The sequence below is a fragment of the Lutimaribacter saemankumensis genome (assembly GCF_900100005.1).
GTDB classification, from domain to species: Bacteria; Pseudomonadota; Alphaproteobacteria; order Rhodobacterales; family Rhodobacteraceae; genus Lutimaribacter; species Lutimaribacter saemankumensis.
This window is the reverse complement of the sequence record NZ_FNEB01000001.1, coordinates 779,578-802,046: the sequence shown is the minus strand read 5'-3', so window position 1 is coordinate 802,046 and position 22,469 is coordinate 779,578. Positions and strand designations below refer to the sequence as shown.

Annotated in this window: 19 protein-coding genes; 8 read left to right on the top strand and 11 right to left on the bottom strand. The window is 64.5% G+C overall.

Translation table 11 applies throughout. The annotated features are described in order from the left end of the window. Nucleotides 1-178: 178 nt before the first annotated feature. From BLT50_RS03975 to BLT50_RS03965, 3 genes are all read right to left on the bottom strand, one after another. Nucleotides 179-1,159 carry an ABC transporter permease gene (locus BLT50_RS03975; protein WP_090026642.1) on the bottom strand — a complete coding sequence of 327 codons (981 nt, stop codon included), beginning with the start codon at nucleotides 1,157-1,159 and terminating at the stop codon, nucleotides 179-181. Continuing rightward, nucleotides 1,152-2,189, bottom strand: a complete 1,038-nt coding sequence (locus tag BLT50_RS03970) for an ABC transporter permease (RefSeq protein WP_090026640.1) — start codon at nucleotides 2,187-2,189, stop codon at nucleotides 1,152-1,154. The genes BLT50_RS03975 and BLT50_RS03970 overlap by 8 nt, the downstream gene beginning before the upstream one ends. Nucleotides 2,190-2,275: 86 nt before the next feature. Beyond that, entirely contained in the window at nucleotides 2,276-3,976 is a 1,701-nt protein-coding gene (locus BLT50_RS03965; RefSeq protein WP_090026638.1) for a peptide ABC transporter substrate-binding protein, read from the bottom strand. Nucleotides 3,977-4,271: 295 nt separating this feature from the next. Between BLT50_RS03965 and BLT50_RS03960 the strand changes: the two genes are divergently transcribed. From BLT50_RS03960 to BLT50_RS03945, 4 genes are all read left to right on the top strand, one after another. After that, nucleotides 4,272-6,092: an ABC transporter ATP-binding protein gene (locus BLT50_RS03960; protein ID WP_090026636.1), complete on the top strand. Its 1,821-nt coding sequence runs from the start codon at nucleotides 4,272-4,274 to the stop codon at nucleotides 6,090-6,092. A gap of 1 nt (nucleotide 6,093) precedes the next feature. Next, on the top strand, nucleotides 6,094-7,251 hold the full coding sequence (argE, locus tag BLT50_RS03955; RefSeq protein WP_090026635.1) for an acetylornithine deacetylase: 1,158 nt from the start codon (nucleotides 6,094-6,096) through the stop codon (nucleotides 7,249-7,251). After that, nucleotides 7,248-8,597: an NAD(P)/FAD-dependent oxidoreductase gene (locus tag BLT50_RS03950; protein WP_090026633.1), complete on the top strand. Its 1,350-nt coding sequence runs from the start codon at nucleotides 7,248-7,250 to the stop codon at nucleotides 8,595-8,597. Before argE ends, BLT50_RS03950 begins: the two co-directional genes overlap by 4 nt. Before the next feature lie 68 nt (nucleotides 8,598-8,665). Further along, the gene (locus BLT50_RS03945) at nucleotides 8,666-9,838 is read left to right on the top strand and encodes a M20 aminoacylase family protein (RefSeq protein ID WP_090026631.1); all 1,173 of its coding nucleotides are present in this window, start codon (nucleotides 8,666-8,668) and stop codon (nucleotides 9,836-9,838) included. Nucleotides 9,839-9,863: 25 nt separating this feature from the next. Here BLT50_RS03945 and BLT50_RS03940 read toward each other — a convergent pair whose 3' ends face one another. After that, on the bottom strand, nucleotides 9,864-10,265 hold the full coding sequence (locus BLT50_RS03940) for a hypothetical protein (protein ID WP_090026629.1): 402 nt from the start codon (nucleotides 10,263-10,265) through the stop codon (nucleotides 9,864-9,866). 268 nt (nucleotides 10,266-10,533) lie between these two features. On the opposite strand from BLT50_RS03940, the gene BLT50_RS03935 reads away from it, so the two are divergent. Together BLT50_RS03935 and BLT50_RS03930 are read left to right on the top strand one after the other, a co-directional pair. Then, a complete protein-coding gene (locus tag BLT50_RS03935) occupies nucleotides 10,534-11,337 on the top strand; it encodes a LysR substrate-binding domain-containing protein (RefSeq protein WP_245723270.1) in 804 nt (267 codons plus the stop codon). 71 nt (nucleotides 11,338-11,408) lie between these two features. After that, complete coding sequence (locus tag BLT50_RS03930) at nucleotides 11,409-12,572, top strand: M20 aminoacylase family protein (RefSeq protein WP_090026627.1); 1,164 nt, start codon at nucleotides 11,409-11,411, stop codon at nucleotides 12,570-12,572. A 3-nt stretch (nucleotides 12,573-12,575) separates the two neighbouring features. On the opposite strand, the gene BLT50_RS03925 is transcribed toward BLT50_RS03930, so the two are convergent. The 3 genes from BLT50_RS03925 to moaA are packed head-to-tail and all read right to left on the bottom strand — an operon-like array spanning nucleotide 12,576 to nucleotide 15,929. Next, complete coding sequence (locus BLT50_RS03925) at nucleotides 12,576-13,631, bottom strand: glycosyltransferase family 4 protein (protein WP_090026625.1); 1,056 nt, start codon at nucleotides 13,629-13,631, stop codon at nucleotides 12,576-12,578. Between the two features lie 13 nt (nucleotides 13,632-13,644). After that, complete coding sequence (locus BLT50_RS03920; RefSeq protein ID WP_090026623.1) at nucleotides 13,645-14,922, bottom strand: 3-deoxy-D-manno-octulosonic acid transferase; 1,278 nt, start codon at nucleotides 14,920-14,922, stop codon at nucleotides 13,645-13,647. Then, nucleotides 14,919-15,929 (bottom strand): GTP 3',8-cyclase MoaA, encoded by a 1,011-nt coding sequence (gene moaA, locus BLT50_RS03915; protein WP_090026621.1) that lies wholly within the window; start codon nucleotides 15,927-15,929, stop codon nucleotides 14,919-14,921. Before moaA ends, BLT50_RS03920 begins: the two co-directional genes overlap by 4 nt. Nucleotides 15,930-16,013: 84 nt before the next feature. On the opposite strand from moaA, the gene BLT50_RS03910 reads away from it, so the two are divergent. Then, nucleotides 16,014-16,502 carry a hypothetical protein gene (locus tag BLT50_RS03910; RefSeq protein ID WP_090026619.1) on the top strand — a complete coding sequence of 163 codons (489 nt, stop codon included), beginning with the start codon at nucleotides 16,014-16,016 and terminating at the stop codon, nucleotides 16,500-16,502. Nucleotides 16,503-16,508: 6 nt separating this feature from the next. Here the strand turns inward: BLT50_RS03910 and BLT50_RS03905 are convergent, their stop codons facing one another. The 3 genes from BLT50_RS03905 to glmU are packed head-to-tail and all read right to left on the bottom strand — an operon-like array spanning nucleotide 16,509 to nucleotide 20,361. Then, on the bottom strand, nucleotides 16,509-17,186 hold the full coding sequence (locus BLT50_RS03905; RefSeq protein ID WP_090026617.1) for a DNA alkylation repair protein: 678 nt from the start codon (nucleotides 17,184-17,186) through the stop codon (nucleotides 16,509-16,511). Next, entirely contained in the window at nucleotides 17,183-19,006 is a 1,824-nt protein-coding gene (glmS, locus tag BLT50_RS03900) for a glutamine--fructose-6-phosphate transaminase (isomerizing) (RefSeq protein ID WP_090026615.1), read from the bottom strand. Before glmS ends, BLT50_RS03905 begins: the two co-directional genes overlap by 4 nt. Continuing rightward, a complete protein-coding gene (glmU, locus tag BLT50_RS03895) occupies nucleotides 19,006-20,361 on the bottom strand; it encodes a bifunctional UDP-N-acetylglucosamine diphosphorylase/glucosamine-1-phosphate N-acetyltransferase GlmU (RefSeq protein WP_090026613.1) in 1,356 nt (451 codons plus the stop codon). Before glmU ends, glmS begins: the two co-directional genes overlap by 1 nt. A 132-nt stretch (nucleotides 20,362-20,493) precedes the next feature. Between glmU and BLT50_RS03890 the strand changes: the two genes are divergently transcribed. Next, the gene (locus BLT50_RS03890) at nucleotides 20,494-21,159 is read left to right on the top strand and encodes an HAD-IA family hydrolase (protein ID WP_090026610.1); all 666 of its coding nucleotides are present in this window, start codon (nucleotides 20,494-20,496) and stop codon (nucleotides 21,157-21,159) included. On the opposite strand, the gene BLT50_RS03885 is transcribed toward BLT50_RS03890, so the two are convergent. Further along, nucleotides 21,156-22,457: an MmgE/PrpD family protein gene (locus tag BLT50_RS03885; protein WP_090027082.1), complete on the bottom strand. Its 1,302-nt coding sequence runs from the start codon at nucleotides 22,455-22,457 to the stop codon at nucleotides 21,156-21,158. The two genes, BLT50_RS03890 and BLT50_RS03885, sit on opposite strands and share 4 nt — an antisense overlap. Nucleotides 22,458-22,469 lie beyond the last annotated feature (12 nt).

Here is a 22,469-nt window from a genome sequence, read left to right as displayed (position 1 = left end):
CAGATGCAGCGGAGACCTGGTCAAATCAAGCGCCGTACCGGTGTCGGGAAGTGCCTTTCGAAGAACATCTTTCTTTGCGCGGTTAAGTTTGGCGAACGTGCGTTCCCGGACGCCGAAGGCGTGAAAAAGAAAAGGCCCGCCGGGCAGGCGGGCCTTGGGTTTGTGTTCTTATTCGGCGTCAGCGCCCGCGAATGCGCGGATCGAGCGCATCGCGCAGACCGTCGCCGAGATAGTTCACGCTGAGCACCGTCAGAGAGATCATGATTCCCGGCAGCATCACGCGTTCGGGAAATTCCTGCATCCGCGGCACGGCGTCTGCCAGCATCTTTCCCCAGGTCGGGAAATCCGACGGGAAGCCCACGCCGAGGAAGGACAGCGCGCTTTCCGTGATGATCGCCGTCGCCAGTCCCAGCGTGGCCGACACCATGATCGGGGACAGAACGTTGGGTAGAAGATGCCGGAAGATGATGCCGCGCGCCGTCGTGCCCGAGGCGCGGGCCGCAAGCACGAACTCGCGCTCCTTGATTGCCAGGATGTCGCCACGCACGATCCGGGCGGTCTGCATCCAGCTGGTCACGCCGATCACGCCGACGATCAGAATGAACATACCCGTTTCCGGCCCGAAGCTGGCGCGCAGCGGCTGCCGGAACAGTGTCACGGCAACCAGCATCAGAGGAAGGATCGGAAGGCTCAGAACCAGGTCGGTAAAGCGCATCAGCGGACCGTCGAGGCGTTTGAAAAAGCCTGCCATCACGCCGATCGAGGTGCCGATCAGCATGGTCAGCAGCATGGCCGCCCAGCCAACGGCCATCGAGGCGCGCCCGCCCGCGATAATCTGCGCCAGGTGGTCGCGGCCCAGGTTGTCGGTTCCCAGCGGATGGGACCAGCTGACCTTGGCGCCGCTGTCCCAGATCGCGTTGAATATGGGGCGGATATCCTTGTTGCGGATATCGAGCTTTTTCGGGTCGATTTGCCAGATCAGGTCGCCGAACAGAACGGCCAGCGTGACGAACAACAGGAAACCACCGCCCAGCATTGCGCCCTTGTGGTGCTTGAACTGGTCCCAGACGTCGCGCCATTGGCTGCGCGGCGGCTTGGACGGTTCGCGGTCCTGCAGGGCTGCGATCGGTGAAATTTGGGTGGGCGTCGGATCAGTCATAGCGGATCCTCGGGTCCAGGACGCCGTACAGGATGTCGGCAATCAGGTTGAACAGTACGATGAGCACCGCGAACATGAAGGTCAGCGTCTGCACCATCGGCAGGTCGTTGGCGAACAGCGCCGTGATCAAAAGCTGACCGATGCCATTAACCGAGAACACGACCTCGGTGATGATCGCGCCGCCAAAGATGCCGGGCACCCCCAGCGCGATCACGGTGATGACCGGGATCATCGAGTTGCGCAGCACGTGGATCATTACGACGACCGCCTCGCTCAGGCCCTTGGCGCGCGCTGTGCGCACATAATCCTGGTTGAGGTTGTCGAGAACCGAGGCCCGCATGAATCGGCTGATCTGCGCGGTTGTCTGCAGGGCCAGAACCATCACGGGCATGATCATCTGCTTGAGCTGGTAGACGAAGCTGTCCCAGTCGTTCACCACATGGGTGGTGTCATAGATGAAGGGGAACCAGCCCAATTGGACCGAAAAGATCACGATCAGCAACGGGCCGGTGAAAAACGGCGGGATCGAAAAGCCGATCATCGTCACGAAGGTGCCGGCCTGGTCGAAAACCGAATATTGCCTGTAGGCGGAATAGATACCGATCGGGATCGCGATCAGGATGCCCACGATATAGGACATGCCCACCACCCACAGCGTCTGGGGCAAGCGTTGCACCACGATATCCATGACGGGCGAGCGGGTCTGCCAGCTGATGACGCGCAGTTCGCCCTGGTAAAGCGAGGTGTCGGGCAACCAGCCCAACAGCCAGCTGTCGCGGGTCAGAAAATCGATGAAAACCTTGGGCTCGATCCAGAAAACCTGCACCAGCCATTTCCAGAACTGGACATGAAGCGGCTGCCCGAGGCCCAGAGCCTCGCGCATCTTTTCCTTGACCTCGGGAGGCACGGTCAGCGGCACTTGCGCCATCGGGTCGCCCGGCGCCATTTGCAGCAGCAGGAAGATCACCAACGAGATGATCAGCAGGGTGGGTATCGCTAGTACCAGCCTGCGGATGGTGAAGGTCAGCATGCGGGTAAACCCCGTTTATCGGTTATAGTTGGGGCGAAACGCGGCCCCGGGTCGAATGACGCCGGGGCCGTGCATGTCGCAAGTGGTCAGTCCACGCGATACCAGTCGGCGACGTTCCACAGCTCGCTGTCCCAGGTGTTCAGGACAACACCGCCCAGGGTCTTGGCGCGGGCCGAAACGCGGCCACGATCCACCAGCGGCAGGATCATGTAGCCGTCGTTGATGATCATGGCGTGCATCTCCTTGACCAGAGCGGCACGTTTTTCCAGATCACCGGTGCGGCCCAGTTCGGCCACCAGCGCATCGTATTCTTCCATGCAGATACGGCTGATGTTTTCACCCTGCCATTGGCTTTCCGGGCGCGGAGCCTTGCCACAGGTCTGCGCGGCCATGTACGCCTCGGGGTCGGTGCCATCGAAGTTGTTGGCATACATCTCCACGTCGGCATAGAACTTCTGGAACGTGTCCGGGCTGCCCGGATCGCCGCCGAAGAAGACGCTGGCATTGACGTTGCGCAGTTCGGTTTCGACGCCGATCTCTTCCCACCACTGCTTGATCAGCGCCTGGAAGTCCTGGCGCACAGCGTTCGTGGAGGTCTGATAGAGCAGCGACAGACGCACGCCGTCCTTGGCGCGCACCCCGTCGGAGCCACGGACCCACCCGGCTTCGTCAAGAAGGGCGTTGGCCCCTGCGATGTCCTGGGTCAGGCAGCTTTCGTCGCCGGACGTGTAGACCGCCGGTGCGGGAACCAGGTCGCAGGTCGGGCGACCGGCCTGGCCATAACCGATTTCCGTCAGCAGCACGCGGTCGATGGCCATCGACAGCGCCTTGCGCACGTTCAGATCGGACAGGAACGGATGCGGATGCGCCGCGGTGGAGCGTTCGCCCTCGGGCAGGTCGGGGCTCGGGTCCGTCATGTTCAGCATGATGCGTTCCACAAGGCTGCCAAAGCCGACTTCGAGAACGCCAACGCCTGCGGATTCCATCTTGGCCAGCACGTCGGGTGCAAGCTGCAGGTTCCAGGCATAGTCGAACTCGCCGGTTTCCAGAACCGCACGGCCGGCACCGGTGGCGTCGCCGCCGCCCTTGAACGTGACCTTGGCGAAGGCGGGCTTGGCCGGGTCGCGGTAGTTGGGGTTGGCCGACATGGTGATCACGTCGTTCGGCTTGAAGTCGTCAACGACGAACGGACCGGTTCCGATCGGGCCAAAGTTGGCGTCCGTGCATTCGGGCGCACGCGCGCCGGTGCAGTTTTCGAACTGCGCCTTCTGGATGATCGGAGACTGGGCCCCCATGAACGGGCCATAGGGGAACGGCTTGGGCTCGGCAAAGGTGACCTTGACGGTCAGATCATCCACTGCCTCGACCGATTTCACGCCTTCGAACTTGGCCAGCTGCGCGCAGCCGCCCTCGGGGTTCATGCAGTACTCGGCGGTGAACACCACGTCAGCCGAAGTGACGGGCGAGCCGTCGGACCACAAAAGTCCTTCTTTCAGTTTCCAGGTGATGCTGGTCAGGTCTTCGGCCACGCCACCGTTCTCGATGGTGGGGATTTCCTTGGCCAGCCATGGCAGCATTTCACCGGTTTCGTTGTAGCGGCCCAGCGGCTCGATGATCATCGACGAGGATTCCAAATCCTTGGTGCCGCCCGACAGATACGGGTTCAGGATCGAGGGCGCTTGCCAGTAAATGATGCTCAGCTCGCCATCCGAACCTCGTTCGGCAAAGGCGGCAGGGGCCATGGCGAAAGCCGCGACGGCACCCATCAAAAGGGTTTTCAACTTCATTTTTCTCTCCTTGTTGGACACATGACGTGCCTCATTATCGCTCCCGTGGTGCGGACAGGAGGTGGCTTCGTCTTTTTTCCGAGGAAGAGGACGAGAAGCACCGCAGACCCATCCCCGACCGGAATTCCGGCCAACCACGGCTGAGCCCATCTGAAAACAGGTTGCCCGAAAATTGCAAGGCTTCTGTGGCGGGTCGGTCGGTGAACCGTGCACGGGTGCTTACGGTTTGACTTTGGCCGCGCGCTGTCTGTAGCGTTCAGGTCAAACGAACAACAATTTGCACAGGGTGGGCGCGATGCTGGATCAGCCGATTGCCAGAATCGAGAATCTTCGCGTTGAATTTCAGACGAAAGATGGTCCAGTCGTAGGGGTCGAAGACGTGTCTTTCTCGGTCAATCCGGGGGAAACCGTCTGTATCGTCGGGGAATCGGGATCGGGTAAATCGGTGTCGAGCCTGTCGCTGATGCGGCTTGTCGAATTCGGCGGCGGTGAAATCGCGGGCGGGCGGCTTTTGTTCGACCGCAAGGATGGCGGCGAAATCGACCTTGTGAAAACCGACCAGTCGCTGATGCGGACCATCCGCGGCAACGAGATCGGCATGATCTTTCAGGAGCCGATGACCGCGCTGAACCCCGTCTTCACGGTTGGCCGCCAGTTGACCGAGGGGCTGCGGCTGCACCGCGGCATGACCAAGCAGCAGGCGCGGGACCGCGCGCTCGAGCTGATGAAGCAGGTCCGTATCCCCGAGCCCGAGCGCCGGCTGCAGCAATATCCGCACGAATTGTCGGGCGGCATGCGCCAGCGCGTGGTGATCGCCATGGCATTGGCTTGCGAACCGCGCCTGCTGATCGCGGACGAGCCGACGACCGCGCTCGATGTGACGATCCAGGCGGAAATCCTGGCACTGATGGACCGGCTGAAGCGCGAAACCGGCACGGCGGTGATGTTCATCACGCATGACATGGCGGTGGTGGCGCAGATGGCCGACCGCGTCGTCGTGATGTTCCGCGGCAACAAGGTCGAGGAAGGCACGGTCGAGGAGATCTTCGAGAACCCGCAGCACGATTACACCAAGGCGCTGCTGGCCGCTGTGCCAAAGCTAGGCGAGATGCGCGGCAAGCCCGCGCCGGAACCGATGCGCCTGCTTGGGGTGGAAACCCACGACACCGGCCCGATCATGGGCAGCGACGAGCCGCTGCTGAAGGTGCGCAACCTGACCACGCGTTTTGCGGTCAAGGCCGGCTTCTTTCGCCGCACGGTTGCCAATGTGCATGCGGTCGAGGACGTGTCTTTCACCCTCAACAAGGGGCGAACGCTGTCTCTGGTGGGGGAATCCGGTTGCGGCAAGTCGACGGCGGGCCGCTCGATCCTGCGCCTCGTGGAACCGCAGGCCGGGCATATCGAACTGGATGGCGTCGACGTGATGGCACTCGATACCAACGGCCTGCGCCGCGCGCGCGAGGACATGCAGATGGTGTTCCAGGACCCGTTCGCCAGCCTGAATCCGCAGATGCAGTTGCTGGATCAGGTGGCCGAACCGCTGCGCAACTATGGCCAGACCAACCGTCAGGAATTGCAGGACCGTGTCGCCGCCCTGTTCGACCGGGTCGAACTGCCGCGCAGCTTCATGCGGCGCTATCCGCATGAATTGTCGGGCGGCCAGCGGCAGCGTGTCGCCATCGCCCGCGCGCTGGCGCTCAATCCCAAGCTGATCGTCGCCGACGAGGCGGTTTCCGCGCTCGACGTTTCGGTGCAGGCGCAGGTTTTGAACCTGATGATGGAACTGCAGGCCGAGCTGGGCCTGTCCTATGTTTTCATCAGCCACGACATGGCCGTGGTCGAACGTGTCAGCCACGATGTGGGGGTCATGTATCTGGGCCGCATCGTCGAACTGGGCCCGCGCCAGGCGGTGTTCGAAGACCCGCAGCACCCCTATACCCAGGCATTGATGAAGGCTGTTCCAATCGCCGATCCGCGCATGCGGAAATCCGAACGCGAGCTGAACTTCAAACCGATCCCCTCGCCGATTCACAAGGTGGGTTATGTGCCTCCGCCGTCGGAATACGAGGAAATCAGCCCGGGGCATTTCATACTGACCACCGACAGCGGTTACTGACATGGCGACACGGCTTTCACCGCTGGACCTGATGACAAAGCTCATCAGCTTTCCAACCGTCAGCCGCGACACGAACCTGCCGCTGGTCGATTGGGTCGAAGAGTACCTGGACAGCCACGGGATAGCCGCGCACCGGTTTTACAACGAAGACCGGGACAAGGCCGCGATCTTTGCCCATGTCGGCCCGGAAATCGAAGGCGGCGTCGTGCTGTCGGGGCATACCGATGTGGTTCCCGTCGATGGCCAGCCCTGGACGACCGACCCCTGGACCGTGGCGGAACGCGACGGCAAGTATTTCGGGCGCGGTACGTGCGACATGAAAGGCTTTGACGCGCTGTCGCTCTGGGCCCTGGTCGAGGCGAAATACCGCGGTATCGACCGGCCGTTGCAGATCGCGCTCAGCTTCGACGAAGAAGTTGGCTGCACGGGCGCGCCGCCGATGATCGAACGCATCCTGCAAACCTTGCCGCAGGCCGGGGCGGTGATCGTGGGCGAGCCGTCGATGATGCAGGCCGTCACGGGGCACAAGGGCGGGCAGGGATTCTGGATCGATGTCTGGGGCTTCGAGGTGCACAGCTCGATCGCCTATCGCGGAGTTTCGGCGATCATGGAGGCGGCCAAGATCATCAATTGGGCCAACGAGGTGAACGCCGAAGAGGCGGCCAAGACGCCCTCGGCGATGGCAGCGCTGTTCGACCCGCCCTACACCACGCTCCATACTGGTCTGATCGAGGGTGGCACTGCGGCCAATATCACCGCGAAACACTGCCGTTTCGACCTGGGTTTCCGTGCCGTGCCGACCGACGATCACGCGGTCTGGCGCCAGCGCATTTTCGACAAGATCGCCGAAGTCGAAGCGGGGATGAAGGCCGTTCACCCCGATGCCCGCATCGACGTCGACACCAGGTTCGGAGTGCCGGGGCTGAAACCCGAAGAGCAGGGCGATGCCGAGGCGCTGGTGCGCGCGATCACCGGCGACAACGCCACACATGTCGTCAGCTATGGCACCGAGGCCGGCCAGTTCCAGGAACGCGGCTACTCGGCCGTCGTCTGCGGGCCGGGCGACATCGCACAGGCGCATCAACCCGACGAATTCATCACGGTCGAGCAATTCAATGCCGGCCACGATTTCATGAAAAGGCTTCTGGAACGCCTGTGACCGGACTGCCGTTTTCCCTGTCCAACCCGCCCGAGCACCAGGCAGCGCTGCCTGCCGCCGCGGATTGCGTGGTGATCGGCGGCGGGATCATCGGCATCACCGCCGCGCTGTTCCTGGCGCGCAAGGGGCAGCGCGTGGTCGTGCTGGAAAAAGGCCGCGTCGGCGCCGAGCAATCGGGCCGCAACTGGGGTTGGATCCGCACGCAGGGGCGGGATCTGGCGGAAATTCCGGTCTCTCTCGAGGCCCGGCAGTTATGGCGCGCGCTCGATCAGCAATGCGGCGGCCGCCTGGGCGTCGCGACGATCGGCGTAAGTTACCTTGCCGGCGGTCAAAAGGACATGGATCGCTACGCCGCGTGGCTTGAAGGGGCGCAGGGGCATGACGGGCTGGATAGCCGCCTGGTCGATCGGGCCGCGCTTGCCGATGTCCTGGCCGGGCTGCAGGGCGACTGGGTGGGCGCGCTGCACACGCCCAGCGACATGGTGGGCGAGCCCTGGGTCGCGGTGCCGGAAATCGCGCGGCTTGCCGCATCGGAAGGGGTCGCGATCCGCGAAAACTGCGCCGTGCGCTGCCTCGACATGGTGCGGGGCCGGGTCGCCGGCGTCGTGACCGAGGCGGGCCGCATCGCCGCGCCGCGCGTGGTTCTGGCGGGTGGGGCGTGGTCGGCGCTGTTCCTGCGCAATCACGGTGCCTGGCTGCCGCAGCTTTCCGTTCGCTCGACGGTGATGGCGACCGACCCCTGCCCGGACGCGTTCACAGGCGCGGCGATCGACGGGCGCGTTGCGATGCGCCGCCGGGCGGATGGGGGGTATTCGCTGGCGCGGGCGACGATGTCGGAATTCTTTGTCGGCCCCGATGCGTTCCGGGCGTTTCGGGCCTTTCTTCCGGTGTTGCGTCAGGGTGGGTTTCCTGTGTCCTTCCGCGGGTTGGCGCCCAAGGGGCACCCCGACGGATGGCGCACGAAGCGGCGCTGGCGCCCGGACGAGGAAACGCCCTTCGAACGGATGCGCATTCTTGATCCCGCGCCCGAGGCTGGCCGTGTGCGCACCGCGCATGCGGCATTCAAGGACCGTTGCCCCGCTGCGGGCGCCCCCGGAATCAAGGCGGCTTGGGCGGGGATGATCGACACCACGCCTGATGTGGTGCCGGTCGTCGATCATTGCGCTGACCTGCCGGGGCTTGTGGTGGCGACCGGCATGTGCGGCCACGGATTTGGCATCGGACCGGGTTTCGGGCGGATCGTTTCGGATCTGGTGACGGGCGATGACCCCGGGCACGACATGGCCCGGTTCCGCTGGGGGCGGTTCACCGATGGGTCGCCAATCCGGCTCGGACCGGATCTCTGATCCGGGCGCGCTTGCGGCCCGTCGAGGCTTGGGGCAGTGTTGCCGCACCAAGCAAGGAGCCCCAAGAGATGCCCATCAAGAACCGTCTGGCCGAAATGCATGACGAGATCACAGCCTGGCGCCGCGATCTGCACGAGCACCCCGAAATCCTGTTCGACACGCACCGCACCTCGGCCTTCGTGGCGGAGAAGCTGCGCGCGTTCGGATGCGACGAGGTGGTGGAAGGCATCGGGCGCACCGGTGTCGTCGGTGTCATCCATGGCCGCAAGACTGCATCCGGCAAGGTGATCGGCCTGCGCGCCGACATGGACGCGCTGCCGATGGACGAGATCACGAATCTGCCCTACGCCAGCAAGACCCCCGGCGCCATGCATGCCTGTGGCCATGACGGGCACACCGCGATGCTTTTGGGCGCGGCGCAATACATGGTCGAGACCCGCAATTTCGACGGTACGGTGGTCGTGATCTTCCAGCCCGCCGAAGAGGGCGGCGGCGGTGGCCGCGAGATGGTCGAGGACGGCCTGATGGACCGGTTCGGCGTACAAGAGGTGTACGGGCTCCATAACATGCCGGGCATGCCCGTGGGGCAATTCGCGATCCGCCCCGGCCCGCAGATGGCCTCGGCCGATGAATTCGTGATCACGCTGGAAGGCAGGGGCGGGCACGCGGCCGTTCCGCACGAGGCGATCGATCTGGTGCTGGTGGGTAGCCAGATCGTCGTTGCGTTGAACGGGATCGTGTCGCGCAATGTCGACCCGGTGAAGAACGCCGTACTGACGGTGGCCACGTTCCGTACCGAAAGCGATACGCAGAACGTCATCAGCCAGACCGTCAAGCTGCGCGGGACGGTGCGGTGTTTCGACGCCGATGTGCGCGACCTGGTCGAAGAGCGGTTGACCGCTTTGACAACGGGTATCGCCGCCAGCCATGGCGCGACCGCCACTGTGCAGTACGAGCGCGGGTATCCGCCGACCGTGAACCACGAGGAGCAGGCGGAATTCGCAGCCGATTGCGCCGCGGCCGTCGCGGGTGCGGGCAATGTCGACCGCAACACGCCGCCGATCATGCCGGCCGAGGATTTCGCCTATATGCTGGAAGCCCGGCCGGGGGCCTATATCTTCCTGGGCAACGGCGATACCGCCATGTGCCACCACCCGGCATACGATTTCGCAGACGACGCGATCCCGGTCGGGTGCAGCTGGTTCGCCGAGCTTGTGGAAAAGCGGATGCCGGCCGACTGACCGGCATCCCGTTGCACCGTTTTGATTACTCGGCCGGCTGCGCGCTTGACGTCACCGTCTGGCCAGCCCGGTTACGCAGAACGATCAGAACGAAAAGCGCCATCGAGGCCACGGCCAGGACGGATCCGATCTTGGCCATGACCTCGGTCTGGCCCTGGATCGCCAGAACGATTCCAGGGACCAGAACCAGCACGCTTGCCGTGACAAGAGCGTAGTGAACGCGCGCCAGCATCGATTGCGCCGCGCCGGGCGAGAGCGCGTAATAGGCGCCGAAAACCGACATCGAGACAAACCCGATCAGGTTCAGGTGGCCGTGGGCGGGCGACAGGCTGTGATCGTGGCTGGCAGACATCTGGATGCCCCAGACCATCCCGCAAAGAGCAAAGATTGCACCGGTAAGAAAGAACAGGTTCGCAATGGGTCGCATAGTCTTGGTCCTCAAGGTTTCCGGCGCGAGAGTGACGGTATCTCGAATGCTTCGCGCCGGGATGGGACCGAGCCTAGCATCCGAAAATTAATTCGATAAATCGATTTATTGTATTAAAGCTATTCACATGAGTAATTTGACGGGCATTGATCTCAACCTCCTGCGGGTTCTGGATGCGTTGCTTCAGGAACGGTCTACCGTCCGCGCGGGCGAGAGGCTGGGTCTGTAGCAGCCTGCGGTTTCGGCAGCGTTGGGGCGGCTTCGGCTGGTGCTGGACGACCAGCTTTTCTTTCGCAAGGGGCAGGGGCTGGAGCCGACGGACTACGCCCTGTCTTTGGCCGAGCCGCTTGCGCAGGCGCTGCAGGCGGTCGAACGTGTGATCCGCCGCCCAGATCCTTTCGATCCGGCGGTATCGACCGCCCGGTTCAGGATATCGGGCAGCGATTTCTTTGCCGAAATGCTGATGCCGCAGCTGGCCGACAGATTGGCCGTCGCGGCGCCGGGCGTGCGGGTGCATCTGGTCGATCTCGTGCCGGACAACTATGTCGACACGCTGGACCGCTACGAGGTCGATATCGCGCTATTGCCGCGCACCGCTTTGCCGGGCTGGATCGAGGGGCAGCGGGTTTTCTCGTCAACCTTCAGTGTGATCGCCCGCAAAGGTCATCCCCGGCTGGCCGGTGCAGGGATCGCGCCCGGAGATATGGTTCCGCTCGATCTGTTCTGTGATCTCGGGCATGTGATTTTTTCGGTCGAAGGCAATGACAGCGCGATGGGAGATTTGGCGCTGGAACGGATCGGGCGCACGCGGCGGGTCGTGATGACGCTGCCGGTGTTCTCGGGTGTCTATCGCGCCGTTGCGGGGTCGGACCTGATCGGGTTGTTGCCTTCGACGCTGGCCCACCGGGTCAGGGACATGGCGGGATTCGACATTTACGAGGCTCCGGTCGCGCTCGACCGAGCGGATATCATGATGATCTGGCACAAACGGCATTCAGCCAATCCCGCGCATCGCTGGATGCGCGAGCAGATCGCAGGTCTATTGCGGCCTCTGGACGCTACGGACAATTGACGGGTGCTGGACATTCCCGCGCCGTCCCCACACCATGCCGCGAAACCGTGACGACAGGGGAGTCTCAGATCATGCCGATCAAAAACCGACTTGCAGAATTGCACGATGAAATCACCGAATGGCGCCGGGATTTGCACGAACACCCGGAAATCCTGTTCGATACGCACCGCACCAGCGCGGTCGTCGCCGACAAGCTGAAAGAGTTCGGCTGCGACGAGGTGGTGACCGGCATCGGCAAGACCGGCGTCGTGGGCGTCATCAAGGGCAAGGCAACCGGGTCGGGCAAGGTGATCGGTCTGCGCGCGGATATGGATGCGCTGCCGATCCATGAACAGACGGGCCTTCCCTATGCGTCGAAAACCGATGGCGCGATGCATGCCTGCGGCCATGACGGGCATACGGCGATGCTGCTGGGCGCGGCCAAGTACCTGGCCGAGACCCGTAATTTCGACGGCACCGTGGTTGTGATCTTCCAGCCCGCCGAAGAAGGCGGCGGCGGTGGCCGCGAGATGTGCAATGACGGCATGATGGACCGCTGGGGCATCCAGGAGGTCTATGGCATGCATAACTGGCCCGGCCGCCCCGTCGGCAGCTTTGCCATTCGGCCGGGGCCGTTCTTTGCCGCGACCGACCTGATCGAGATCGAATGCGAGGGCAAGGGCGGCCACGCCGCCAAGCCGCAGGAAACGGTCGATACCACGTTGATGGCCGCGCACCTGGTGACCGCGCTGCAATCCATCGTCAGCCGCAATGCCGATCCGGTGGGCAACATCGTGGTGTCGGTCACCTCGTTCGAAACCTCGTCCAAGGCGTTCAACGTCATCCCGCAGCGCGTGTCGATCAAGGGAACCGTCCGCACGCTGTCGAACGAGTTGCGCGATCTGGCCGAAACCCGGATGCAGGCGATATGCGACGGGGTGGCGGCGACGTTCGGCGGAACGATCAAGCTGAACTATTTCCGCAACTACCCGGTGATGGTGAACCACGACGAACAGACCGAATTCGCAGCCGAAGTGGCCCGCGCGGTCGCGGGCAATTGTGACGAGGCACCGCTGGTCATGGGTGGCGAAGACTTCGCCTTCATGCTCGAAGAGCGGCCCGGCGCCTATATCCTTGTCGGAAATGGCGACACCGCGATGGTGCACCACCCGGAATACAATTTCGACGACGAGGCGATCCCGGCAGGCTGTTCGTGGTGGGCCGAACTGGTCGAAAAGCGGATGCCGGCTGCCTGACGGTCAGCCGCGCTTCAGCAGCGACCGGTAGATCGCGATGATCGCGGCGGCCTCCTGTTCGATGCGGAAATGATCCTGCACGTGCTGGCGGGCCGCCTGCGACCAGGCGGCCAGTCGCGCAGGGTCGCGCAGGACCGCATCGGTCGCGGCGACCATCTGGTCCACGTCGCCCGCGTCGATCAGGGCACCCGTTCCACCATCGACGATCAATTCCTCGAAGGCGCCGACGCGGGTGGCGATCACGGGCACGGCGCAGGCCATCGCCTCGAGCGGGGTCAGCCCGAAGCCTTCCCACCGCTGCGGCGCGATATAGAGATCCAGCGCCTGGTACCAGCGCGCCATTTCCCAGACCGGCACCTCGGGCAGGAACAGCAACCTGTCCGACAATCCGGCGGCGGCCACGCGGTTTTTCAGATCCTGTTCGAAATCCTGATGCTTGTCGGTGGCGCGGCCCATGACGATGGCCGTCGCGCCGGGATGGTCGGGCAGGATGCAAAGCATCGCGTCAACGAAGGCGTCCGTGCCCTTTTGCGCGCGAATGCGGCCATAGCAGCCGATGATCGGGCCGGTTTCGGGCAGGCCCAGGTCGCGGCGCAGCGCGGCCTTGTCGTCGACCGGGCAAAAAGTCTCGGTATCGATCCCGTGGCGGATCACCGTGGCCTGCCGCTCAAGGTAGCTTGCGGTCTTGTCCGAGGTCGCGATCACCGCGTCCATCTGCCGGATCAGCCATTTGGTCAGCCATGTGTGATGCCGCTGCGAGGCCGAGGTGAAAATCAGCTTCAGCCGTTTGCCCAAAAGGTATTTCAGGCCCAGACCGGCCAGCATCTCGATGTTGCGGCGCGCGTGCCAGACGCGGGCCCCGGACGGGCCGCTGCGCGACATCAGCGGCAGGGCCGAAAGCGGGATCTGCGGCATGTCGGCGGGCAGCTCGGGGCCGGTGGTGGCAATCGCGATTTCGCGCGCCTGCAGCGGCACCAGCCGGATTACGGTCGACGTGACACCCGACAGGCGTTTCTTGAAATTCGGGGCGATGACGTCGATTTGCGCGGGGTCTGTCATGGGGCGCCCTTTGTTAACGCTGTGGCGCCAGTGCGTCTGCCAGTTGCGTGACAAGTTGGTCAAGGGCCTGTGCCTGGCTTTCGGCAAAGCTGCGGGCGGCGGCGCGTTCGGATGCAAGGTGGCTGGGGTTGTTCAGCATTTCGGCCATCGCAGTCGCCAGCGCGGTGGCGTCCGCGACCTCGGTCGCGCCGCCGGCGACCCCGAATTCGGCATAGGCATTGGTGAAATTCGCATAAAGCGGGCCATGCAGCACGGCGGCGCCCGCATGCGCGGGCTCATAAGGGTTATGCCCGCCAACCGGGGTGAACGATCCGCACAGGCACACGATCGGGGACAGCGCATACCACAGGCCCGTTTCGCCGAACGTGTCGGCCAGGTAGACGGCCCCCTGGGGCATCTCGCCCCGGCTGCGGCGGGACACGCTCAGCCCCGATTGGCGCAGCATCGCCTCGATCGCGTCCGCGCGGTCGATGTGGCGGGGGACCAGGATCAGCAAAAGCTCTGGGTGATCGGAAAGAAGCGATAGATGCGCCTCGGCCATGATCTCGTCTTCGCCGGGATGGGTCGAACTTGCGACCCAGACCGGGCGCTTGCCGATCGCGCCGCGCATCCTCTCCAACTCGGGCAGATCGACGGGCAGGGGGCCGGCGACGGCTTTGAGGTTCTGCCCGGTCCGCGCGCCCGGTACGCCCAGGGCGTGAAAGTGATCGGCGGTGCGTTGGTCCTGGCAATGGATCATCGCGAAGCCGCCCAGCAGGAACCGTGCGGTGCCGGGAACACGCTGCCAGTTGCGCGCGGTCTTGTCCGAAATCCGCGCGTTCAACAGCGCCATCGGGATGCCCCGTGCCCGCAGCATCCGCAGGATGTTGGGCCATAATTCGCTTTCGATGAAGACGGCCGCATCGGGCCTCCAATGCGCCAGGAATTGCCGCAGCGCGGGTTTGCCGTCGATCGGCGCGAATTGATGACGTGTCCGTGGCGGCAGGCGCTGCCCGAGTATCTGCGCCGAAGAGGTGGTGCCGGATGTCAGCAGAAAGGACCAGTCCGGATGCGCCTTTCCCAACGCCCGGATCAGCGGCAGCGCGGACAGGCTTTCGCCGACGCTTGCGGCGTGAAACCAGACCAGCCGGCCCTTTGGCCGTTCGGCGGTCGCGCGGCCCTGCCGCTCACCGATGCGCGTTTCCATGCCAGCCGCGCGCAGCTTGTCGGCCTCGCGACGGGCGAACATCGGATAGAGAAGTGCGGACAGCCCCGAATACAGGCGCACCGGCAGGGGCGCGCCGGTCGTCATCCGCCTGTGTGGCTCATGTGGCGGCTGACGCGGCCGTCCACGGTCTGCCGGGAGTAATCGAAATCATGGCCCTTGGGTTTGCGGGCGATGGCGGCGCGAATGGCCTCTTCCAGGGGGGCGTCGGTGTCCGGGTGCGCACGAAGCGGCGCGCGCAGATCGGCCATGTCCTCTTGTCCGAGGCACATGTAAAGCTCGCCGGTGCAGGTCAGGCGCACGCGATTGCAGCTTTCGCAGAAATTATGCGTCAGCGGCGTGATGAACCCGATTTTCTGGCCGGTCTCTTCGATCCGTACATACCGTGCAGGGCCGCCCGTGCGCTCGGCCAGATCGGTCAGCGTGTAATGCTCGGCCAGGGTCGCGCGCAGATCCTTGAGCGGCCAATACTGGTCGAGCCGGTCCTCGTTGCCGATATCGCCCATCGGCATGACCTCGATCCAGGTCAGGTCCATGTCGCGCTCGGCGCACCATTCGGTCATGGACAGCAGTTCATCCTCGTTGAAACCCTTGAGCGCAACGGCGTTGATCTTGACACGCAGGCCGGCGCGCTGGGCGGCGTCGATGCCGCGCAGAACCTGCGGCAGCCGGCCCCAACGGGTGATGTCAGCGAATTTCGCCTCATCCAGGGTGTCCATCGACACGTTCACCCGGCGCACGCCCGCCGAATAGAGATCGTCCGCAAAACGGTCGAGCTGGCTGGCATTCGTCGTCAGCGTCAGTTCCCTGAGGGCGCCGCTTTCAAGGTGACGGGTCATCGAATTGAAGAACGACATGATGCCGCGTCGCACAAGGGGCTCACCGCCCGTTATGCGCAGCTTCTCCACCCCCAGCCGCACGAAGGTCGAGCACATGCGGTCAAGCTCTTCCAGCGTCAGCAGTTCCTTCTTGGGAAGGAAGGTCATGTTTTCGGACATGCAGTAGACGCAGCGGAAGTCGCAGCGATCGGTGACCGAAACACGCAAATAGCTGATCGGACGCGCAAACGGGTCTATGAGCGGGGCATCGGTCATGTCCCCGAACCTATGCGCGGCACAGCGCCGGGACAAGGGGGGATTGCGTTGCGCGGTTGGTGTTTTGCTCCTAATCTCCCCGGCATGAAGCGTGTTTTTTTCCCGATGATTTTCGCACCTCTGCTGGCGGCATGTTCGTTGTTGCCAGGACGGGATGCCGCCGAATTTCCACCCGCACCGCCGGGCGAAGGGCAGCTTCGTCCCGTGGCACGGCCCGACAGCGGTGCGGCGCGCGTGCCGCCCGCCGGGGCCCGCACGGCCGAGGCGCTGGACACAACCACCGCCGAGGAACGCGCGGCTGCCGCCTCACCCGCGGCCGGGGGCGCGCGCGATCTGGGCGCGACGATCGCGACGCTGGGCGATCCGGCGCGGCCCGGTTTCTGGCTGGAAACACCGCTGGTGCGAAGTCCGGCCAAGGGCCGGGTGGAATATGACGGGAAAAGCGCGCAGGTGGACCTGATCCCGATCGACGGCGCCGCGACGGCCGGCAGTCGGCTGTCGCTGGCTGCCATGCGCCTGATCGGTGCGCCATTGGCCGGTTTGCCGGAAATCCGCGTGTTTACAGACGGATAAACACCGTCAGAGGTATTTTTCGGCTTCCTTGCGGGCGAATTTCTTCATTTGCCGCCCGTTTTCGGCCATGAACGCGCGCACCCGGTCGGGGTCGTGCTTTGACAGGTCGCGCAGCCACCAGGCCACGGATTTCTGGATGAACCATTCGGGGTCGCGCACATAGGTGGCCGCCCATTCCAGAACTCGTTCGCGGATTGCGGTTTCGGTTTCGTCGGGATGGTTCTGCTTGGCGAAGGGCAGGGTGATGACCATGGCCGCGCGCCGTGTCCAGTGGCTGTCGGATTTGGTCCAGGTTTCGACCTCGTCGATGCGGGCAGGGTCTGCGACAAGGCGTTTCTGGCCGGCCATCATCGCATGATCGGCAATGGCCCAGCTGTCGAAATCCGGCACCCATGACACGATCAGGGCCCAGGCCGCGCTGTCGTCGGGGCGCAGCCTTGCCTGTGTCAACAGCTTGGCGGCGGCAAGCCGCGCCTCGAAGATGTCGGTTTTCCACAACGCGTCTGCCAGCGCCACGCGGGCGGGGACGTACATTTCCTGCCGCCACTCTTTGGTCAGGTCGTTCAGCACCGGGTTCGGCACCCCGAGATAGGTCCGGGGCGCCCTGTGATATTGCGCCATGCCTTCGGCGCGTCCGGGTTCGGCGGCGGCGCGCAAGGCATCAAGAGCGTCGTCTGGCGTCATTCGACCGTCACCGACTTGGCCAGGTTGCGCGGCTGGTCCACGTCGGTGCCTTTCGCGATGGCGGTGTGATAGGCCAGTTGCTGGGCCGGGATCGCATAGAGGATCGGGGCAAGATCATCGGGCACGGTGGGCATGACGAGCGTGTTGGTCACGCCGTCGCCGGCCTCGTCCAGCCCGGCCTCGTCGGTGATCAGCGTCACCTTTCCACCGCGGGCCATCACCTCCTGCATGTTCGAAACGGTCTTGTCGAAAAGCTTGTCCTTCGGGGCCATGACCACGACGGGCATCCGCTTGTCGATCAGGGCGATGGGGCCGTGTTTCAGTTCGCCCGATGCATAAGCTTCGGCATGTATATAGCTGATTTCCTTTAGTTTAAGGGCGCCTTCCATCGCAAGCGGATACATCAGGCCGCGCCCGAGGAACAGGATGTCGTCGGCCTCGGCCAGCTTGCGCGCGACCTTTTTCGCGCTGCGGTCCTGCGCCAGCGCATGATTGAGGATACCCGGCAACGAGCGCAGCGCGCTCAGCCGGTCGGTCAGCGCATCGGCATCCAGATGTCCGCGCTGCTGCGCCGCTTTCAGCGCCAGAAGGTAAAGCACCGTCAACTGGCAGGTGAAGGCCTTGGTCGATGCCACGCCGACTTCGACGCCGGCCAGGATCGGCAGGGCCGTGCCGCTTTCCCGTGCGATCGAGCTTTCCGGGACGTTCACGACCGACACGACATGCGCCGCCTTGTCCGCGCAATAGCGCAGCGCCGCCAGAGTGTCGGCCGTTTCGCCCGACTGGCTGACGAACAGCGCAACGGTGCCATCGGTCACGGGCGGTTCGCGATAGCGGAACTCGCTGGCGATATCGACCTCGACGGGCAGGCGGGCGATGCGTTCGAACCAGTATTTCGCGGTCACACAGGCATAGTAGGCGGTGCCGCAAGCGACCAGGACCAGCCGTTCCACACCCCGGAAATCCGGCAGGCTTTCGGGCACGTTGATGCCCGTGCCATCCGCGGTCAGATAGTGGTTCAGCGCCTCGCCGATCACATGGGGCTGTTCGGCGATTTCCTTGGCCATGAAATGCTTGTGGCCGCCCTTGTCGATGCGCGTGGCGTCCATGCGTATGGTCTTGACCGGACGGTTCGCAAGATTGCCGTGCTCGTCACGGATTTCCACGCCCGCGCGGGTGACGACGGCCCAGTCCCCTTCTTCGAGATAGGTGATGCGGTCGGTCAGCGGCGCCAGGGCGATGGCGTCCGAGCCTACATACATTTCACCCTTGCCGTGACCGATGGCCAGGGGGCTGCCTTTCCGCGCGGCGATCATCAGGTCGTCATGGCCGTCGAACAGAAACACCAGCGCGAAGGCGCCATCGAGGCGGGCAATCGTCTTGCGCGCCGCCGTGACGGGATCGTCGCCCTGATCCATGTACTGCGCGGCCAGCATCGCGATGGTTTCGGTATCCGTTTCGGTTTCCGGCTTGCGGCCGTGCGTGGCCGCTTCGGCCCGCAATTCGCGGAAGTTTTCGATGATGCCGTTATGCACGACGGCGACCGTTCCGGCGCGGTGGGGATGCGCATTGCCCACGGTCGGCGCGCCATGCGTGGCCCAGCGGGTGTGGCCGATACCGGCCTTGCCGGCCAGCGGTTCATGGACCAGCAGGTCACTGAGATTGACCAGCTTGCCCACTGCGCGGCGGCGGTCGAGCTTGCCTTCGTTCACCGTGGCGATGCCCGCGCTGTCATAGCCGCGGTATTCCAGGCGCCGCAGCGCCTCGACCAGGGTGGGGGCGACCTCGTGTGTGCCCAGGATGCCGACGATGCCGCACATTATGCCTCTCCCTTGTCGCGTTTGGCCTTCTTGGCCTTCAGGATTTCGAACAGCTTGCGCGCCATGCCGGGCTTGTTGGTTTGCTCGGCGCGGGCAAGGGCCAGGGCCTCGTCCTCGACATCGCGGGTGATGACCGAGCCCGAGGCCGTCATCGCGCCCGCGCCCACCTTGACGGGGGCCACAAGCATCGTGTTCGAGCCGATAAAGGCGCCCGCGCCGATTTCCGTGCGGTGCTTCATCACGCCGTCATAGTTGCAGGTGATCGTGCCCGCCCCGATATTGCTGCCCGCGCCGACATGCGCGTCGCCGATATAGGACAGGTGGTTTGCCTTGGCGCCTTCGTCGAGGATCGCGTTCTTGACCTCGACAAAATTGCCGACCCGAACGTCTTCGGCCAGTTCCGCACCGGGGCGCAGGCGTGCATAGGGGCCGACAACCGCGCCGCGGCTGACATGGCAACCTTCCAGATGGCTGAACGCGCGGATCGTGGCGCCGCTTTCCACGGTGACGCCGGGGCCGAAAAAGACGTGCGGCTCGACGATGCTGTCGCGGCCGATCACGGTGTCATGGGCGAAGAACACGGTTTCGGGGGCGGTCAGCGTGACGCCGTTTTCCAGCGCCTCGTCCCTGGCGCGGGCCTGAAAGGCGGCTTCGGCGCGGGCGAGCTCGGCGCGGCTGTTGATGCCCATGGTCTCGGATTCCGCGCAGGTGACGACCGTCGCGCCCAGCCCGCGGGCGCGGGCAAGGGCCACGATGTCCGTCAGGTAATATTCGCCGCTGGCATTGTCGTTGCCGATCTCGGAAACCAGGTCGAACAGTGCCTTGCAGTCGGCTGCGATAACGCCAGAATTGCAAAGGGTTATCGCGCGTTCCTTATCTGACGCGTCCTTGTATTCGACGATGCGTTCCAGCCTGTCTCCATCCATCACCAGCCGCCCGTAGCGACCGGGATCGGCCGCGTCGAACCCGAGCACGACGATATCGTGCTGCGCGCGCGCCTCTTGCATCGCCTCGAGCGTTTCGGGCCGGATAAAAGGCGTGTCGCCATAAAGCACGATCACGTCGCCGTCGAAATCGGCCAGTGCGTCACGCGCCATGTCGACGGCGTGGGCGGTGCCTTTCTGTTCTTCCTGCAGCACGATCCGCGCGGTTTCGTCCCAGGACCGCGCGGTTTTGCCCACCGCCTCCGCGCCGTGACCGGCCACGATGATCGTGTGCGCGGGGTCCAGTCCGGCGCCGGATTTCATCGCATGGATCAGAAGGGGGGCGCCGGCGACCGAATGCAGCACCTTGGGCAAGTCGGAATTCATGCGCGTCCCCATGCCTGCGGCAAGGACGATCAGGGCCGTGGTCATAATAAAACTCGTTCGTTATATCTTTGCGCCGTTATAAGGGCTTGCCGCCATGGCGCAAGCGGGGGCGGCATCACTTGAGATTGCCGATTGTGACAGGGATTCGCGGTTTTCCGCCAAAGAGCAGGGGGTGCCATGCGCACTGTGATATTCGATCTGGACGGGACGCTTGCGGATACCAGCGGCGATCTGATCGCCGCGGCGAACCATTGTTTCCGCGATATGGGCCTGGGAGATGTTCTGGATCCCGTTGGCGATATGCTAACGGCATTTCACGGCGGGCGCGCGATGCTGAAGCTGGGGTTGGAGCGTGTCGCGCACGAGGATGTCGCCGGGCAGATCGAACGCTTTTACCCTGTTCTGCTGGACGCCTACGGCGCGGCGATCGACGTGCACACGAAGCTCTATCCCGGCGCGATGGAGGCCGTGGATGCGCTTCGCGGTGCGGGTTACGCTGTCGGCATCTGCACCAACAAGCCCGAAGGTCTGGCCGAGGTGCTGTTGCAAAGGCTGGGTGTGCGGGATGCCTTTGCCTCGCTCATCGGGGCTGACACGCTGCCGGTACGCAAGCCCGACCCCGAGCCATTCCGCGAATCCGTGCGCCGTGCGGGCGGCGACCCGGCGCGCGCCTGCCTGATCGGGGACACCAATACCGACCGCGAAACTGCGCGCGCCGCGGGCGTTCCGGTTGTGCTGGTGACATTCGGCCCGGCCGGCACCGGTGTTGCCGATCTCGCGCCCGAGGCCCTGATCGGTCATTTCGACGAGTTGCCGGGCGTCGTGCGGCGGCTGATCGGCTAGATCGGCCGCGCCAGCAGCGTGCGGAGATCGTCGAGCGGGCGGGTTTCGAGCGTGTCGATGACATCCGCGATGGCCTGCGCGCGCGTCTGGCCCAGGGGGGCGGCGAGCGCGGTGAATTTCGCGTGCAGCTCGTCCGGGGTGGGCGGGGCGTCGTGATCCCAGCGCGGTTCGGTCCAGCCGCTTTGCAGCACCCGGCCGTCCACAAGGTGCAGCCGCACACGTGCCAGGCGCTTCAGCGGGAAGGGCCCGTTGGCATGGGCGCTTTCGACCATTTCCAGCCCTTCCGACAGGCGCAGGACGCGCGGATCGTCAAGCGCGGTGTCCATCAGCGCGGCGGGGGTCACATCGCCATGCACCATGGCCAGCGCGCAGGGGAAGGATGTCGAATACTGCGCCTCTTCCGTGGTGCGGGGACGGTTGGTGGCGAGGCGGACGGCTTCGTGGAAGGTTTCGACCTCGATGCGCGCCACGTCTTCCGGTGCAAGGCCGTGGGCACGGCGGAGCGACAGGATTGCCTCGACCGGGGCCTGCGCCCAGCGGCAGACCGGGTAGGGCTTGTAATATTGTTCCAGCATGTACCACCGCCGACCGAGGTCGCCCCAGACCTGCGGCGCTTCTTCGACGGTGATGGCCGGGGCGCCGGTAAACCCGCGCGCGGCCATCTGCACGGCCTGGACCGCGCACAGCGCGCCCCAGCCCGATCCGTCCTTGAGCATGGTTGGATGGTCGATCACGCGCATCATCTGGCTGCGGGGGCCGTGATATTCGGCGATCCCCAGCGCGTGCCGGGTCTGTCCGGGATCGAGTTTGCGCAGCCGTGCGCCGGCGGCGGCCCCGGTCACCGCGCCCCAACTGCCCGACGTGTGATAATCCGGCACGCTGCCATGTTGCGCGATGGCGGCGCGGGCGCCGAATTCATAACCCATCACGAGTGTTTGCAGGAAGTCGGCCCCGGTGCAGTCACCGTGCGCAAGGGCCAGCATCGCCGGCAGGAGCGGGCAGCCGATATGCCCCTTGGAGGGGTTGAACCCGTCATGCCCGTCCAGGCTGTCGATCACCATGCCCGCGGACAGTGCCGCACCGGCGGCCGTGCTGCCGCGCCCATCGAACAGGATCGGCATGGTGCCGGGCATGTCCTCGGCCGCGTGATCGCGGATGATGCCCGCGAGCCGCGTGGCGCTGCCCCCCACGGCGACGCCGATGAGGTCGCGCAGGGACAGTTTTGCCTGTGCGAGAACCGGCGCGGGGATGGCGGCGGCGTCGAGCGTGTGGATGAAGTCGATCGGATTTGTGGTCATGGCGGCCCCTTT

Bases quoted from the DNA above. Each gene is read 5' to 3' on its own strand.
- BLT50_RS03975 (WP_090026642.1), bottom strand. From the start codon at position 1,159: ATGACTGATCCGACGCCCACCCAAATTTCACCGATCGCAGCCCTGCAG.
- BLT50_RS03970 (WP_090026640.1), bottom strand. From the start codon at position 2,189: ATGCTGACCTTCACCATCCGCAGGCTGGTACTAGCGATACCCACCCTG.
- BLT50_RS03965 (WP_090026638.1), bottom strand. From the start codon at position 3,976: ATGAAGTTGAAAACCCTTTTGATGGGTGCCGTCGCGGCTTTCGCCATG.
- BLT50_RS03960 (WP_090026636.1), top strand. From the start codon at position 4,272: ATGCTGGATCAGCCGATTGCCAGAATCGAGAATCTTCGCGTTGAATTT.
- argE (WP_090026635.1), top strand. From the start codon at position 6,094: ATGGCGACACGGCTTTCACCGCTGGACCTGATGACAAAGCTCATCAGC.
- BLT50_RS03945 (WP_090026631.1), top strand. From the start codon at position 8,666: ATGCCCATCAAGAACCGTCTGGCCGAAATGCATGACGAGATCACAGCC.
- BLT50_RS03940 (WP_090026629.1), bottom strand. From the start codon at position 10,265: ATGCGACCCATTGCGAACCTGTTCTTTCTTACCGGTGCAATCTTTGCT.
- BLT50_RS03930 (WP_090026627.1), top strand. From the start codon at position 11,409: ATGCCGATCAAAAACCGACTTGCAGAATTGCACGATGAAATCACCGAA.
- BLT50_RS03925 (WP_090026625.1), bottom strand. From the start codon at position 13,631: ATGACAGACCCCGCGCAAATCGACGTCATCGCCCCGAATTTCAAGAAA.
- BLT50_RS03920 (WP_090026623.1), bottom strand. From the start codon at position 14,922: ATGACGACCGGCGCGCCCCTGCCGGTGCGCCTGTATTCGGGGCTGTCC.
- moaA (WP_090026621.1), bottom strand. From the start codon at position 15,929: ATGACCGATGCCCCGCTCATAGACCCGTTTGCGCGTCCGATCAGCTAT.
- BLT50_RS03910 (WP_090026619.1), top strand. From the start codon at position 16,014: ATGAAGCGTGTTTTTTTCCCGATGATTTTCGCACCTCTGCTGGCGGCA.
- BLT50_RS03905 (WP_090026617.1), bottom strand. From the start codon at position 17,186: ATGACGCCAGACGACGCTCTTGATGCCTTGCGCGCCGCCGCCGAACCC.
- glmS (WP_090026615.1), bottom strand. From the start codon at position 19,006: ATGTGCGGCATCGTCGGCATCCTGGGCACACACGAGGTCGCCCCCACC.
- glmU (WP_090026613.1), bottom strand. From the start codon at position 20,361: ATGACCACGGCCCTGATCGTCCTTGCCGCAGGCATGGGGACGCGCATG.
- BLT50_RS03890 (WP_090026610.1), top strand. From the start codon at position 20,494: ATGCGCACTGTGATATTCGATCTGGACGGGACGCTTGCGGATACCAGC.
- BLT50_RS03885 (WP_090027082.1), bottom strand. From the start codon at position 22,457: ATGACCACAAATCCGATCGACTTCATCCACACGCTCGACGCCGCCGCC.